The 14,535-nt window shown below is 52.1% G+C and carries 19 protein-coding genes; 17 read left to right on the top strand and 2 right to left on the bottom strand.

Features of this window, described 5'->3' with window-relative positions; translation table 11 throughout:
• Positions 1–23 precede the first annotated feature (23 nt).
• The 17 genes from MKX70_RS33485 (at position 24) to MKX70_RS25470 (ending at position 12,895) form a co-directional block, all read left to right on the top strand.
• Positions 24–161, top strand: coding sequence for a hypothetical protein (locus MKX70_RS33485; protein WP_445323679.1), 138 nt, complete (start codon positions 24–26; stop codon positions 159–161).
• Positions 162–303: 142 nt separating this feature from the next.
• Positions 304–933 (top strand): SGNH/GDSL hydrolase family protein, encoded by a 630-nt coding sequence (locus MKX70_RS25545; protein WP_042136230.1) that lies wholly within the window; start codon positions 304–306, stop codon positions 931–933.
• A 189-nt stretch (positions 934–1,122) separates the two neighbouring features.
• Complete coding sequence (locus MKX70_RS25540; protein ID WP_340841106.1) at positions 1,123–2,139, top strand: hypothetical protein; 1,017 nt, start codon at positions 1,123–1,125, stop codon at positions 2,137–2,139.
• Between the two features lie 38 nt (positions 2,140–2,177).
• Positions 2,178–2,954, top strand: a complete 777-nt coding sequence (locus tag MKX70_RS25535) for a metallophosphoesterase family protein (protein ID WP_340787577.1) — start codon at positions 2,178–2,180, stop codon at positions 2,952–2,954.
• Between the two features lie 5 nt (positions 2,955–2,959).
• Complete coding sequence (gene map / locus MKX70_RS25530; RefSeq protein WP_039297084.1) at positions 2,960–3,706, top strand: type I methionyl aminopeptidase; 747 nt, start codon at positions 2,960–2,962, stop codon at positions 3,704–3,706.
• A 90-nt stretch (positions 3,707–3,796) separates the two neighbouring features.
• Complete coding sequence (locus MKX70_RS25525) at positions 3,797–4,114, top strand: carboxymuconolactone decarboxylase family protein (protein ID WP_340841104.1); 318 nt, start codon at positions 3,797–3,799, stop codon at positions 4,112–4,114.
• Positions 4,115–4,153: 39 nt separating this feature from the next.
• On the top strand, positions 4,154–4,753 hold the full coding sequence (locus MKX70_RS25520; protein ID WP_340787570.1) for a DJ-1/PfpI family protein: 600 nt from the start codon (positions 4,154–4,156) through the stop codon (positions 4,751–4,753).
• Positions 4,754–4,769: 16 nt separating this feature from the next.
• Positions 4,770–5,579, top strand: a complete 810-nt coding sequence (locus MKX70_RS25515; protein ID WP_340841103.1) for a HEAT repeat domain-containing protein — start codon at positions 4,770–4,772, stop codon at positions 5,577–5,579.
• 63 nt (positions 5,580–5,642) lie between these two features.
• Complete coding sequence (locus tag MKX70_RS25510; protein WP_340841102.1) at positions 5,643–6,065, top strand: Rrf2 family transcriptional regulator; 423 nt, start codon at positions 5,643–5,645, stop codon at positions 6,063–6,065.
• 19 nt (positions 6,066–6,084) lie between these two features.
• Complete coding sequence (locus tag MKX70_RS25505) at positions 6,085–6,381, top strand: hypothetical protein (RefSeq protein WP_340841101.1); 297 nt, start codon at positions 6,085–6,087, stop codon at positions 6,379–6,381.
• Between the two features lie 388 nt (positions 6,382–6,769).
• Positions 6,770–6,949: a hypothetical protein gene (locus MKX70_RS25500; protein ID WP_039297066.1), complete on the top strand. Its 180-nt coding sequence runs from the start codon at positions 6,770–6,772 to the stop codon at positions 6,947–6,949.
• Between the two features lie 59 nt (positions 6,950–7,008).
• Positions 7,009–7,437 (top strand): helix-turn-helix domain-containing protein, encoded by a 429-nt coding sequence (locus MKX70_RS25495; protein ID WP_042235538.1) that lies wholly within the window; start codon positions 7,009–7,011, stop codon positions 7,435–7,437.
• 25 nt (positions 7,438–7,462) lie between these two features.
• Positions 7,463–8,137, top strand: coding sequence for a DUF4085 family protein (locus tag MKX70_RS25490; RefSeq protein ID WP_042235540.1), 675 nt, complete (start codon positions 7,463–7,465; stop codon positions 8,135–8,137).
• Positions 8,138–8,373: 236 nt separating this feature from the next.
• Positions 8,374–9,240 carry a VOC family protein gene (locus tag MKX70_RS25485; RefSeq protein ID WP_042235543.1) on the top strand — a complete coding sequence of 289 codons (867 nt, stop codon included), beginning with the start codon at positions 8,374–8,376 and terminating at the stop codon, positions 9,238–9,240.
• A 75-nt stretch (positions 9,241–9,315) separates the two neighbouring features.
• On the top strand, positions 9,316–10,191 hold the full coding sequence (locus MKX70_RS25480; protein WP_340841100.1) for a beta-1,6-N-acetylglucosaminyltransferase: 876 nt from the start codon (positions 9,316–9,318) through the stop codon (positions 10,189–10,191).
• Between the two features lie 160 nt (positions 10,192–10,351).
• Positions 10,352–12,376, top strand: a complete 2,025-nt coding sequence (locus MKX70_RS25475) for a Na+/H+ antiporter (protein WP_340841099.1) — start codon at positions 10,352–10,354, stop codon at positions 12,374–12,376.
• A gap of 3 nt (positions 12,377–12,379) precedes the next feature.
• Positions 12,380–12,895, top strand: a complete 516-nt coding sequence (locus MKX70_RS25470) for a GNAT family N-acetyltransferase (RefSeq protein WP_231637852.1) — start codon at positions 12,380–12,382, stop codon at positions 12,893–12,895.
• A 365-nt stretch (positions 12,896–13,260) separates the two neighbouring features.
• On the opposite strand, the gene MKX70_RS25465 is transcribed toward MKX70_RS25470, so the two are convergent.
• Both MKX70_RS25465 and MKX70_RS25460 read right to left on the bottom strand, forming a co-directional pair.
• Positions 13,261–13,689 carry a threonine/serine exporter family protein gene (locus MKX70_RS25465; RefSeq protein WP_042235551.1) on the bottom strand — a complete coding sequence of 143 codons (429 nt, stop codon included), beginning with the start codon at positions 13,687–13,689 and terminating at the stop codon, positions 13,261–13,263.
• Between the two features lie 26 nt (positions 13,690–13,715).
• On the bottom strand, positions 13,716–14,483 hold the full coding sequence (locus tag MKX70_RS25460) for a threonine/serine exporter family protein (RefSeq protein WP_042235553.1): 768 nt from the start codon (positions 14,481–14,483) through the stop codon (positions 13,716–13,718).
• Between the last annotated feature and the right edge of the window lie 52 nt (positions 14,484–14,535).

The raw sequence follows: 14,535 nt of genomic DNA, 5'->3' as shown, positions 1-14,535 counted from the left end.
TCACAAGAACCTTCACAGTACTGGTGATTAGCTTGATCGCACAGCGCCACAAGGAGCATCCATTCCTTACATCTGAGGGTTTCCGGCTTCTGAAGTTGAGCGGATCGCCGCCAGGTTCGGTGGCCTGGCAATCAACCGAGAAGCCGCAGAAGGCAACCTGAATACTGTCCTGAATGAAGCGCTTAGAGCCGTGAACAGATTTACTCCGTAAATATATAATGAAAACGTATTCGCAGGAAAATCTATTTGTTATAATGTTGATGTTTATACCATTTCAGATGTTTTCATAGGAGGATTTCAGGCATGCCATTTCAAAAGAACGATATCATCCTGTTCCAGGGTGATAGTATCACGGATTGCGGCCGCAATTACGCAGACGCTTCATCACTTGGTGTAGGTTACGCGCTGATGGCGGGCGCTCGTCTTGGGCTGCAGTATCCGGAGAAGAACCTTACCTTCATCAACCGCGGCATCAGCGGCAACCGCGCCGTGGATCTGCAGGAGCGCTGGGACCGGGATTGTCTGGAGCTTAAGCCGACCTGGGTGTCGATTTATATCGGTGTTAATGATACCTGGCGCTGGTTCGATTCCGGGCAGGAGACTACAGCAGCTGAGTTTGAGGCTTCCTACCGTGATCTGATTGAACGCACCAAGCAGAGCCTGGATGCCAAGCTGGTGCTGGTTGAGCCGTTCGTACTGCCGGTGCCGGAAGACCGTAAGGGCTGGCGTAAGGACCTGGACCCGAAAATTCATGTGGTCCGTGAGCTGGCCCGTGAATATGGCGCTGTATTGGTCCCGCTGGACGGACTGTTCGCCGCCGCGTCGGTTAAGGCCGAGCCTGCCTTCTGGGCCGGGGATGGCGTACATCCTTCACCTGCCGGCCATGCGCTGATTGCAGAAGCCTGGATGAAGGCTGTAGGGGCTATAAGCTAAAGCGGAATATAGCAGACTACTCCCTACATATTGAATTTGCTGCTCAGACCGGTTCCTGCGTATCAAGCGGACCGGTTTTTGCCATACACCGGGGCGGATAGGTTTCCTTCTGAACGGAAGCGGGAGATCCGTGAATTTCACTCTGCTTAAGAAGGCTGTTATACTTGTATCATACATAAGGATGTGGAGGTGGAACCCATAAGGCGGCTACAGCTGATTCTGCCTGTTTTTCTGGTTGTGCTATTAAGCGGCTGCCAGAATGCTTTCGGCTACATTAATTCAAGATGGATTTCTGAAATTGATTTGACCTATAACTCTATAGAGAGCCAAGCGGAGACGGCTCCCTCTGAGTCCAGGATTTTCAAAGACGGCGAGTTCATTAAGACGATGGCTTCTGCCATGAATACAAGCAAGCGTATTGCGGGAGAGCTGGATTACGATGCGGATTTCCGCATGAAGCTGGTGTACGGGGACGGCTACACAGAAGAATTTATTCTGGGTCTGGGCGAGCAGGAGGGGAACACCGGTCTGCTGCTGTCCGCTGAGCGCAGCGGGACAGGCTATACAGTCTCCGCCAAGAATGCCGATAAGCTGCGCAGGCTGATCTTCAGCGGCGGAAGTCCAGCAGCGGCGAAGTCCGAAGCGGATGAGGCATCGGTGGTAACTCAAGGTCCGATAACGGTCTCACGCAATGATTTATTCCCGGTCACAGGAAACAAGGAATTTCTGAACCTGCAGCTGCTGAAAGGCAGCTACAGCGAGGATTGGTCCATCCCTTCTCCGCTGGCTGGACGGAACTGGAGCGGGCAATTCCGGCTGGCCATTACGGATGAACAGGGCGCAGCACTGGGCACGTTCGCGCTGAGCCGGCATTTCACCGAAGAATTGAGCTTCGGCGATTTGTTCCAGATTCAGTTCGCTGATTACAACGGAGACGGTAATCCTGATTTTACGGTTGGCCAATATGGTTCTTCGAATGGATCATTGTTCAAGCTGTTTACATTGAGACCGGATCATACGATCCAGGAGCTGCAGATTAAGGGGGCGGCATCCGGGCTGTTTATCAGTAGTCCTGAACGGTATTCGGTCAAGCTGGAGGCAGTCGAAGGCGGTTTCCAGGCGGATCATTATGACAACGCTCTTGGCAGGCAGGTTGAGTCTTCATACCGCTGGGACGGAGCTGCTTTTCAGGAAGTAGCCCCCTGAACCGCGGCTGAGAAGATAAGGAAGTGGAGGACCTGCAATTGTACAATATAATCGCTGTAATCTCCGATATACATAGCAACAGGTTTGCACTTGAAGCCGTGCTTAGAGACCTGGACAATCTGAAGGCTGATCTTATCATCAACCTGGGCGACAGCCTATTCGGGCCGCTAGACCCTCTGGCTACTGCAGAGCTGCTGATGCAGCGCCCGGATATAATCAACATCATGGGGAATTGTGATGAGCAGCTGCTGGAGGAGACGGGTACATCGCTCACCTACCGTTATGTTAAACCGCTGCTCCGGGAACAGGAAGAGAGCTGGATCCGAAGCCACCGCGGAACGTGGAGCTACGATGGATTATTGTTCTGTCACGGAACACCGTGGAGCAATACCGAGTACCTGCTGGAGGAACTTACGCCAGCTGCCGGTCCGATCTATAAGCCGGCGGAACAATTGGCGGCGGAGCTGCACAGGATAGAGGAGCGGATTGTTTTTTGCGGGCATAGCCATGTGTTCCACTTGCTGGAGCTGCCGGAAGGAAAGCAGGCGGTGAACCCCGGAAGTGTAGGCCTGCCCGCGTATGAGGAGGAACTTCCATATGCCTATGTTATGAAGTCGGGCACGCCTTTAGCCAGCTATTGCTTGTGCATCAGGGACAATGGTTCACCGGGCGGCTGGTGTATTGACCACAGGCTGGTTGAATACGACTGGGACAAGGCGGCGGACCTTGCGGAAGAGGCCGGGCGGCCTGATTATGCGGTGGCGATCCGCTATGGACGGATGACCGGAGAATCAACAGATACGAGAGGAATGTGAACAGGATGACGAGCGAGACACTGCAGGATTTGCAAGGACTGAAGGCAGCCGGTAAAGTGGTAGGCCACACCATCGCCGAGATGAAGAAAAGTGTAGTTCCCGGAATGACGACTGCGGAGCTGGACGAAGTGGGTGCGAGGATTCTGAACCATTTTGGCGCGAAATCTGCCCCTAAGGTAACCTATAACTTTCCCGGAACCACGTGCATCAGTGTCAATGAAGAGGTGGCACACGGAATCCCGGGTCAACGGGTGATCCAGGCCGGCGATTTAATCAATATTGATGTCTCGGCTGAGCTGAACGGGTACTACGGGGATGCCGGTGTCTCTTTTCAACTGCCTCCTTATAATGAGAAGCTGGTCCATCTCTGCCGGAGTACGGAGGAAACTATGATGAGTGTGATTAATCACCTCAGAGCGGGAATGAAGGTGAACGAGATCGGCCGGGTCATGGAGTCGGAGGCACACAAGCGCGGCTACAAGGTTGTGCGCAATCTGTGCAGCCACGGCATCGGCAAATCGTTGCATGAGAAGCCTTACGAGATCCTGCCGTTCTATAATCCGCGGGTAACGACTGTGCTGAAGGAAGGTCAGGTCATTACGATAGAGCCATTCCTGTCTACGGGTGCGGATTTTGTAGAGCAGCAGTCGGATGGATGGACGCTCAGTGTGGCGGACAACAGCCGTGTTGCCCAGTATGAACATACAATTGTGGTCACCAAAGGCAAACCGATTATTCTGACAAGCGCCTAAGAGCTTAGCACCTAAGAACGAACAGATACGGTCTGCCCTGAAGAGGGTGGACTTCTTTATTATTGTATTCTAGCAATGGAGGGACAAAGAATGGACAATCTACCGCAAGTCAGCAATGCATTCATGACGTTTATGAAGGAAGCACCGGAGCAGCAGAAGGCCTGGGGGGAAGTCGTGCAGAAGCTGGATGCAGCAAGTGCGCTTGATGCCAAAACAGAAGAAATTGCCTATATCTCCGTACTCGCGGCAGTCAGGCTGGAGAGCGGGCTGGCCTTTCATGTCAAGCATGCCAAATCACTCGGCGCTACCCGTGAGGAGATTATAAGCGCAGTCCTGCTGCCTCTTCCGGCTGTAGGCAATGTGGTCATTCAGGCCTTGCCCGTTGCTTTACAGGCTTACGACAGCTAGTAATATTGCAGGACGACGGATATTGAAGGAGCGGGTAGCGTGAAAATTGCTTTTATTCTGTTTGACGGCATTACGTTTTTGGATTTTGCGGGTTTTTATGATGTAATCTACAGGCTGCGCCAGTTCCCTGCAGGGGAAGGGCTGGAGTGGGATATCTGCGGTCCGGCCGGAGAAATCACAGATGAAATGGGGCTTACGGTCAAAACAGGTAAAGTGCTGCCGGATTTATCAGTGTATGATCTGGTATTTGTACCCGGCGGGTTCGGGACGAGGGCATTGCGTCATGACGAGAGCTTTATCTCCTGGCTTCAGGGAGCAAGCGGGGTTCCCTATCTGGTATCCGTATGCACCGGTGCCCTGCTGTTGGGTGCTGCCGGATTGCTGGAGGGACGCAGGGCCACAACACATACATCGGCTTATGAGCTGCTTGAGCCGTATTGCCGGGAAGTGGTTCAGGCCCGGATTGTCCAGGACGGGAATGTTATTACCGGAGGCGGGGTCTCAACCTCAATTGATCTGGGATTATATCTGGTATCCTTATTTGCCGGCCGGGAGGCTATGGCTGCCGTGAAGCAGCAGATCGACTATCCGTATGACGCGCAAGGTATTGTAATGTACTCCAATGAAGGAAACCATTGAAACCGGAGGGATCAAGGTGAATAGTGGCAAGCTTGCCGCATTGCCGTTTCAGCAGCAGATAGAGAACAGTGAGCAATGGCCGCTGCTCGCAGAGGATTTCATGAACCGGAGCGGGCTGCCGGGTCCGCGGGCGAACCTGAGCCTTGCCGGGGAGTTCGCCGGGTATTACGCCCGTTCTGGACTTTCTGCACAGTCTTTGTCGCTGCTCGCTTCCTGGACTGATATTTCTGCAGCGGAGGCTAATGACCCGAAGGAATATCTTCCGTTCTGTGCTTTACTGGCTTGCGGTGCCTATTACGGATATGCGGAGCAGGGAGAAAGATCCGGGATAGAAGGCAGGCTGCGCAGGGCGATGAATGATTCAAGATGGCGCGTCCGTGAGGCGGCGGCAATGGCGTTGCAGCAGATCGGAGAGTTCGGCTTCGGGCTGCTGGCTGGGGTGCTTGAAAGCTGGAGAATGGAAGCGACCATACTGGAACTGCGAACTTTTGTCGCCGCGCTGGCGCATCCTCCCTTGCTTAAGGATTGTTCTTGTGCAGCGTATAGTCTGGAGCTGTCAGAGCAAATCCTGGATGAGCTGCTGTCGGGCAAATACAGTCAAGGCGATCCTGAGCATCTCCGCGTATTATCCAAAGGAATGGAATATGCGCTTAGCCTGTTTGTCGCCAGCCAGCCGGATGCGGGCTTTGCCTTGCTGCGCAGACTGGCCGGGAGCGGCGATAAGCGGATGATCCGGATCGTAAAGAGCAATCTGGGGAAGAAACGGCTGAGTCAGAAGTACCCCGAAGAGGTCACGGAACTCCTTGCAGGATTGACAATTGTCTAGAATGTAACTATTATTGTTACATCTACCGCGAAGCATTCTGGTCAGTATGAAGGAGAGATTCCCATGAACATCAGCACCCGGTTTGCGGTCGCTATTCATATTCTAACTTTAATAGACAGCAACAAAGACGGTAAAAGCACCTCGGAGTGGATTGCCGGCAGCGTTAATACGAATCCGGTTGTCATCCGCCGCCTTACAGGCATGCTGAACAAGGCCGGTCTGGTGGAGGTCCGCCCCGGTGTAGCCGGTGCGAAGCTTACCCGAAGTAGCGCGGATATCACGCTTCTGCAGATTTACAAGGCGGTCAATGCAGTGGAGGAGGATTCATTGTTCTCTGTCCACGAGCATCCGAATCCGGAGTGTCCGGTCGGCAAGAACATTGCCGGTGCGATTATTCCCGTGTTCTCGCTTGCGCAGAAAGCGATGGAGGATGTGCTGCAAGAGGTTACACTGGATCAGATCGTACATCAAATTCCTGTTTCGTGAGGCAGAGGAGGAATGTGCTATGCGAAACTCTATGCGCAAGCGAAAAGGCGCTGCTTTCTGGATAACGGTATTGCTCGGGCTCGGGCTATTGTATCTGCTCATTTTTCCTTCTCCTACACCTGAGCTCGCTGTACGCAAGAGCCTGCTGATCCGTGATCCTGCAGCTGCATTTGCGGGCAGGGTTACAGAAGGACAGATTAAGGATGATCCAAGGTACGGTAATCTGTACTATGCTGAAGAAACAGAGCGAAGCTACATCTATGTGAAGAAAAGCAGGCTGGGCTGGCATGTAGCCTCAAGCGGCACCGGACCGTGATGTAAGATTTTGTAGACTGCCACAGAAACTTAAGGAAACTTTCAGCATAGCTTTATTTACGCTTAAGGTTCGGGGATTATATTAAAGATCTCCACCCCCCAGTGGATACATTTATGATAGACTCCGCCGTGCCTCGGCAGGGTCTATCTCTTTGTTTAGGACTTATAAATTCATCAAACCTTTATGTGTTTTTCATCAGGCGTTAAGGTTGGGCCTGTATATTAATCACATGACCCCCTTATAATAGACTTTGGCCCTGCCGGTTCCCGGCAGGGTCCCTTTTTTGCGGCTGTAGAAATCGCTGGTACTGTCTTTACACATTATTCCAGATGGTTTAGACTGACACCAGGTGTGGTTTGCTGCAATAAATGGAGAAGAGGCGCGAAATATGATGATGTTCTTAGTACTGATTATATGGTTCCTGTCGTTGCTGGTCTTTATGCTGATTATCCGAAAGGCCATTGATGGATCTAGGGCTACCTACAAATTGGACGAATTGATTCAGGAAATCCGGCTGCTCCGCAAGGAGATCAAGGAGAACAAGCATATTATTGACAAACGGCTGTAGCGGACGGTAGGGGACTGTCTGTACCTTGATTTTACATAGGAGTAAGGGGGATATTGTACATGAAGAATCAAATTACAATCCTGGGAGCCGCACTGATTCTGGGTCTTTCTTTAATCGCAAGCAGTCTGATTATCAGCAACGAACGTGCATCCAGCAATGAAAAGGCGATGGAAACACAGATTGCCCAGTTGCAGACGGAAGCCAAAGAGCAAGCGGAACTGTTAGAGCAGACTGTATCTACTGCCGCTGACAGCCCATTAATGACAATGGCGGAGGCAGCGGAATTTCTGCATTTAACTGAGAATGAGGTGCTGAATATTATCAAGGCAGAGCACGAGGTTCTAAAGTATAACGGGTCACTTACGGGAATTCCCTATATGAAAGTCGATGAGCAGTTCATGATTAACCGGGCGGAGCTACAGAACTGGGTTCAGCAGGCGACACTTGAACAACGGGTCTATATGGGTACGAAGATTACCAATAGATGAGACTAGGGGAGTATGGGAGCGCCAAATGAAATTTTATACAAAATCATGGTATGAAGAAATGCAGGTGCGCGGCTTTATGGTGTTCCCTGAGACGGAGCAGGATTGGCTGGAGGATGTTGCGTGGCATGCTGCGGAGGGGGTCAGCTATAGGGACAGGACGAGGGATTTCCTGGAATACCTCAAAGCGGATTTGCTGAAGTACCTTCCGGAATACTTCCATCCCTCCATTCATGACGGAACAATCAATTCTACTTATCCTGAACCTGAGTTCAAAGAAAAGGCGCAGCAGTGGCGTAGTGAATACGAAGCCAGGATGAAGGTGTTGGATGATAAATACTATAGAGGGTATCTCTCTATTAAGGACAGCTTGCCTGTACATGCTATTCAGCTAGTTGAGAAGTCCCTCCATGATTCAAGGGTGATTTCATATGCAGTGCCGGCGGCGGAGGTTGTGGAGATCATTCTGGACTGCAGTGGAGCCATGCATTATCAGTGTGATATCAGACTAACCTTTACCGGGGTGACCGGGCTGGTTCTGCCTGAACGCCTGAACAGAATGGTCTGGTTGTATACCGAGATCTATGCGGTGGAACAAGGGTTTGAATTACGTGTTCTGCTGGATTCGCCGCTGAGTGAGCTTAGAATTACTGCGCAGGATGTATCATTTGAAATGCTAAGTGAACCCAAATACAACGGATGACTGCTATCGGAGCCTGGCCAATTGGCCGGGTTTTTGTATTTCCTTGATTTTGAAAAGTAATTGACAAACATATAGAGCGCAACTATACTAAAGTTAGTTAATGTGTAACGGAAACAGTTACAAGCTTGAATGATGATTCTATAAAAAGTCAAGACTAAGCAGAACTGAGCACGAACGGCACCGGAGGGTTTGGCTTTTTTATATGATCCATATGCTTTTATTCAGGAGGGGTTTATATGACGACAACAGCAGCATTGCCGCAAGAACTGGAAATTGGACTAGTACAGATTAGAGTAAGCAATTTGGAGCGTTCACTCACCTTTTATCAGAATGTAATCGGACTGAAGATCCTGCACCGGCAGGGGCGTGAAGTGGAAATGACCGCGGATGGTGTGCATGTGCTTCTGGTGCTGCGGGAGATTGAACAGGCCCTGATTCTGCGCCGTAATTCGGCAGCCGGACTGTATCATTTCGCGATTCTGGTGCCCGACCGTCCAAGTCTCGGGTTGGTGCTGCGTAATCTGATTGATGCGGGCATCGAGATCGGCCAGGGCGATCATCTGGTCAGCGAAGCGCTGTACATTCAGGACCCTGACAATAACGGCATTGAAATATACCGCGACCGGCCGCGCGACACCTGGAAGTACGAGCCTACTGGCAATGTGGTGATGACTACAGACCCGGTTGATGTGGACGGCTTACTGGCGGCTTCCGAAGGGCTGAGCTGGACCGGACTGCCTGCGGGCACGGTGATCGGGCATGTGCACTTTCATGTAGGCGATCTGGCGGAGGCCAAGAAATTCTATGTGGATGCGCTTGGTTTTGCAATAACCGCTCATTACGGGGACGCTGCACTATTCATCTCGGCGGGAGGATATCATCACCATATGGGGCTTAATGTCTGGGCGGGACAAGGTGCTAAGGCGGCTCCGGCCCATGCGGCGGGCATCGATTATTTCACTCTGCTGCTTCCGGGCAGCGGGGATGTATCGGAAGTGGCGGAACGTGTGAAGCAAGCGGGGTACCCTGTAGAAGTAGAAGGCGGCATTACAACCTTGAGAGACCCGTGGAATATTGGAATCCGGTTGCTTGTCAAAGGCTGATAGGAATGAAAGCTTGTCCATTTTGGCTCATTCCCCTATAATATGTGGAAATAAATGAGCGAAAGGATGAATCTTTTGCACAATTTCAAAATGGCTTATGTTGTCCTCTGTCACAAGAGCCCTCAGCAGATTAATTTGCTAATCGATCGTTTAACGGATGAGCATGTGGAGTTTTTCATGCATGTGGATAAGAAAAGCGGCATCGAAGAGCAAATTATCCATCGCGAAGATATTCATTTCGTAGAGCAGCCGGTAGACGTACAGTGGGGCCATTACGGCCAGATTGAATGTATCTTGAAGTGCTTTGAACTGATCCGGGCAAGCGGGAATTATAACTATGTTCATATCATCAGCGGGCAGGATTTGCCTCTTGCCTCGAACGATACGATTGCTGATTTCTTCAAGGAGCATGAAGGACAGGAGTTCGTCAAGCATCTGCAGCTTCCAAATGAGGCGGAAATGTGGGGCTGCCTGTACCGGGTGTCTGTATATTATCCGAGGTTCCTGGTCTCCCGGGCCAAAGCTGTCTCAGAGATCCGCAACCGATACATCAATCTGGTGATGTCGGTACCCTGGCTTAAGCGCAGCCTGAAGGAACTGCCGGAGGTGCTGTATAAGGGCTCGAATTGGATGTCGCTTACCGGGGAATGCATGCAGTATATCCTCGAATTCATCGCGGAGCATCCCGGATACGTCCGGTTGTTCAGGAATTCGTTCTGCGGCGATGAGATCTTCTTCCATTCTATTATTTTGAACAGTAAATATAAGGATAAAGTAATCAATGAGATCAAACGCTATACGGATTGGGACACTGGACCGGAATTCCCCAGAACGCTGCGGGCCGAGGATTACCAACGGATTCGCGAGCAAGGTGCAGGCTGCTTCTGGGGCCGGAAGTTCGATCTGGATGTTGACAAGGAGATCATCAGCGATATTCTGCGGCTGGCTTGAGGCTCTAACTACCTCATCAGCCGGATGGATTCTGAAAAGAGAATATAGCGGGAGGCACAAGCGGAAATTCCGGTGTGTCTTCCGTTTATTGGCGTTTATGCAGTCAATGCAAATAGAGGATATAATATATTGAAAAAAGATATTCGGGAGATGATGGGGCTTGGAGACTTTTCTCGCTGTACTGCTGATGCTCGGGCTTATCGCGGTATCGAATATCGTGAACCGTTTCATTCCGTTTGTGCCGGTTCCTCTAATTCAGATCGGACTAGGGATCATTACTGCACTTGTACCGACCGGAATACATATGTCTTTTGAGCCTGAGCTGTTTTTTGTGTTGTTCATTGCCCCTCTACTGTTCAATGACGGGAGACGGACACCGCGTGATGAGCTGTGGAACCTTAGGGCACCCATATTGCTGCTGGCGCTGGGGCTTGTATTTGTAACGGTTTTTGTCGCAGGTTATGCCATTCACTGGATGATTCCTTCAATTCCGCTGGCGGCATCTTTTGCACTGGCGGCGATTCTGTCACCTACGGATGCTGTAGCGGTCAGTGCGCTGGCCGGACGGGTGCATTTGCCGAAGAGTATACACCGTATCCTTGAAGGTGAATCGCTGATGAATGATGCCTCCGGCCTGGTTGCCTTCAAATTTGCGATCGCGGCCATGGTTACAGGAGTTTTCTCGTTTCCTAAGGCATCGCTCAGCTTTGTAATGATTGCCGCAGGGGGTCTGCTTCTGGGTGCGGTGCTCTCTTTTCTGCTGATCCGCCTCAGTGTATTCATCCGCAGATTCGGCATGGAGGATGTGACGATCCATGTGCTGCTGCAGATTCTAACACCGTTTATTATTTATCTGATCAGTGAAGAGATTGGCGTATCCGGCATCCTGGCCGTAGTGGCCGGCGGTGTAATGTTTGCTATTGAGAAGGACAGGGCCGTATCGCCGCAGTATAAGCTGCAGCTTGTATCAGCCAGCACCTGGTCGGTGCTGCTGCTGGTGTTGAACGGTCTGGTATTCCTGATCCTTGGAGTATCCGTACCGGATGTGGTAGAGGTCATCTACCGCGATCAGAGGCTGAACAACTTTATGGTTGCGGGGTATGCGATGGCGATTACCGCGCTGCTCATTGCGCTGCGTTTTCTATGGGTCTATGCCTATTCCTTATGGGAGAGCCGATTCCGCCGGGTAGAGAAGGCGCCGCTTAAGTCACAGGTCATTACTTCAATCTCCGGGGTGCGCGGAGCGGTAACATTAGCAGGTGCCTTCTCCATTCCCCTTGTGCTCGGGGACGGTATCACGCCATTCCCTGAACGGGATTTGATTATTGCGCTGGCCGCAGGTGTCATTCTGATGTCGTTAATCATTGCCAGCATCTTCCTGCCGCTGCTGGCCGACAAAGAGGAGACCGTGGTGAAGACCATTGGCTACGGAAATACGGAACTGGCAGCCAGGAATGTTGTGATCGACGCCGGGATGTCGATGCTGCGTAGCCTGGTTACGGAGAGCCCGGAGCGGGCGACACAGCCTGTCTTACTGGAGTTCACAGACAAGATCGACCGGCTGTGCACGGCCAAGCCGGACAGTGATCCGGCCACGGAGCAGTTCCGGCGTCTGGGCGTTGAAGCCCGGCTGAGCGGCCTGGAGGCAGAGCGCACAGAACTGCGGCGGATGCTGGAGAACGGTGCGGTACCCGCCCCAGTCGCCGTGAAGATGGAGGAGCTGCTCGATCATACGGAATCGCTGCTCTGCAGACGTCTGGATACACAAATTAAGTTCACAGTAACTGAAATTCAGCGTCTGTTCTCCGGCCTGTTCTCGGGCCGCTTCAATGGGGAAGAGGGCCGGCGTGCAGTGCAGAATGCCGAAAGTGCCCGGGCAGCGAAGATTGCGATGTGCCAGGCGGCCGTGTCAGCCGTCAGCGCCGGAATAAGCGACGAGAACCGGCTTGCCTCGCAGAAGGTCATCGACAAGTATGAGCGGCTGGAATCCCGGCTGGTGCAGGGCGAAGGCTGGAGTAAAGATGGTGTCGTCGATGACGAGAAGCTGGAACTGAAGCTGCAGGCCATTCAGGAGCAGCGGAATACCGTACAGGAAATGTATCAGAACGGGGCTATTAATCTCAAGATCGCGGGTAAGCTGCGGCGGTTCGTAGATCAGCTGGAAACATCCATATGGGAGGATTAATGAATGATGGGAGAATTGCTTGCTAGCGGGCTGCACTTTGCAGAAATTACTGAGGAACATCTGGCCGGTGTGCTAGATATCTATAACTATTATGTACTTAACACCACCGTATCGTTTCATACCGAGCCGCAGACCTTGACGCAAATGCGCCAGTCTGTGCTGAACGGGGATCCGCGATTTAAGTCATATGTCCTTCTTCGGGAAGGGGAGCTGCAGGGATACGTGCTGATTACTCGGCACAAGAACAAAGAAGCTTATGATACCTCCGGTGAAGTCAGTATTTACCTGAAGCCCGGCAGCGGAGGACAAGGTCTGGGCGGGCAATCGCTGCGGTTCATTGAAGAGCGGGCTAACGAGCTTGGGTTCCATGTACTGGTAGCTACCGTATGTGCAGACAATGAGCCCAGCCGCCGCCTGTTCGCGAAGCACGGCTACGAGCAGAGCGCCTTATTCAAAGAGATCGGCCGCAAATTCGGCCGGTGGCTGGATATTGTCAGCTATGAGAAAATCATCGGCTAATCGCTACCCGTTGCCAGAAGCCACTAACTAAATTCCTGCACGAAATATAACATTCTTTTCGTGATATCGAGAGTAATCAAGAATTGTTGTAGGAAATGCAGCATTGCTCCTTATCCGAGCGGTTACGCGGGGCAATTATTGTATTACATACAACAATCCTTAAGAATCACCCAGTTTCTGTAGTTCAAAGTTGCAATACGTACAACAATTAGGCATGTGTATGTAATCTAATAGGGAAGCAGGCACCGGTGGATGCCACCGTACAACGCAATAAGCCCGCTTGCCTTGCAAGGACCAGGTCCATGCAGGCAAACGGGCTTTATGTACGGTTAGGGCGTGCCGGCCGGCGGAACCCTGGGGAACAGCTATCCGGATACGTGCTTCCTCCGGAACATCTGTCCCAGTACCTCGCTCAGCACAAGGCCAGCGGCGATGGCCCCGGACAGCAGCAGCGCCTGTACGGCAAACTGAATTCCCTGGTTGTTGTCATTCTCCACGAACTGGCGCATGGCGTCATAAGCCAGGCCGCCCGGAACCAGCGGGATAATTCCGCCGACGCTGAATATAATCACCGGCATTTTGAAGGAACGCGCAAAAAATTGGCTGATCACTCCGACAATCACGGTGGCACCAAAGGTGGCAACAACGGTATCCCATCTGTCATCCAGCTGCAGATACAGCATCCAGCCGATCATTCCGGCGAAACCGCATTGAAGCAGTGCGCGCACCGGCGCATTAAACAGAACGCAGAAGGCTGAGGCAGCGATGAAACTGGTTATGAGTTGCAAAATCATGTAGGACTACCTCTTTCAAGTGGTAATTAGAAAAGGGACAGCACGAGTCCGATGCCGGTTCCAATGGCAAAGGCGGTCAGGAAGGCATCGGCTCCCTTAGACAGGCCGGACACCAGATGGCCGGCCATAAGGTCACGGACGGCATTCGTGATGAGCAGCCCCGGTACAAGCGGCATTACGCAGCCGATGATGATCTTGTCCATCTCTTGTCCGATGCCAAGCCTTACGGAGAAGAAAGCCAGCAGGCCGATGATAAAGGAGGCGATGAACTCCGCGAAGAAACGGATCTGAACCAGGCGGTGCAGATAGGTGACGGCGGCGAAGCCGACCCCGGAGATCAGCAGCGACGGAAGGGCATCCCACAGGCTGCCCTTGAACATTACGGTGAAGCAGGCGCCGGTCAGGGCGGCAGCTACAGTCTGCAGCCAGACCGGATAAGCATGCGCCGCGTCGTCGACAATACCCAGACGCTCGCGGGCTTCGGCGGCGGTAAGCTGGCGTTCGCTCAGCCGCCGCGAGATGTCATTGACCTCTGACACTTTTTGCAGATCGGTCGTCCGTTCAGCTATCCGGAACAGCTTCACCGGTTCGGTTCGGCTGGTGGTGAACATAATGACTGTCGGCGTAACGTAGCTATGCGCTCCAGGGAATCCGAGCGATGCGGCCATACGACTCATGGTATCCTCCACGCGGTAGGTTTCGGCGCCGCTTTGCAGCATGATTTTGCCGGCCAGCAGGCACAGGTCTATAATATCATGCGCGGTAGTATTGCTATTGTTGCTTGTGCTATCCAACTTCGTCGATCCTCCCCGGGAATGTTATCTATTCGATTGTCGCCGGAATGTG

Source organism: Paenibacillus sp. FSL R7-0312, assembly GCF_038004445.1.
GTDB lineage: Bacteria > Bacillota > Bacilli > Paenibacillales > Paenibacillaceae > Paenibacillus_AQ.
Note: the sequence above shows the minus strand (reverse complement) of the source record. Positions and strands in the feature narration are given on the sequence as shown.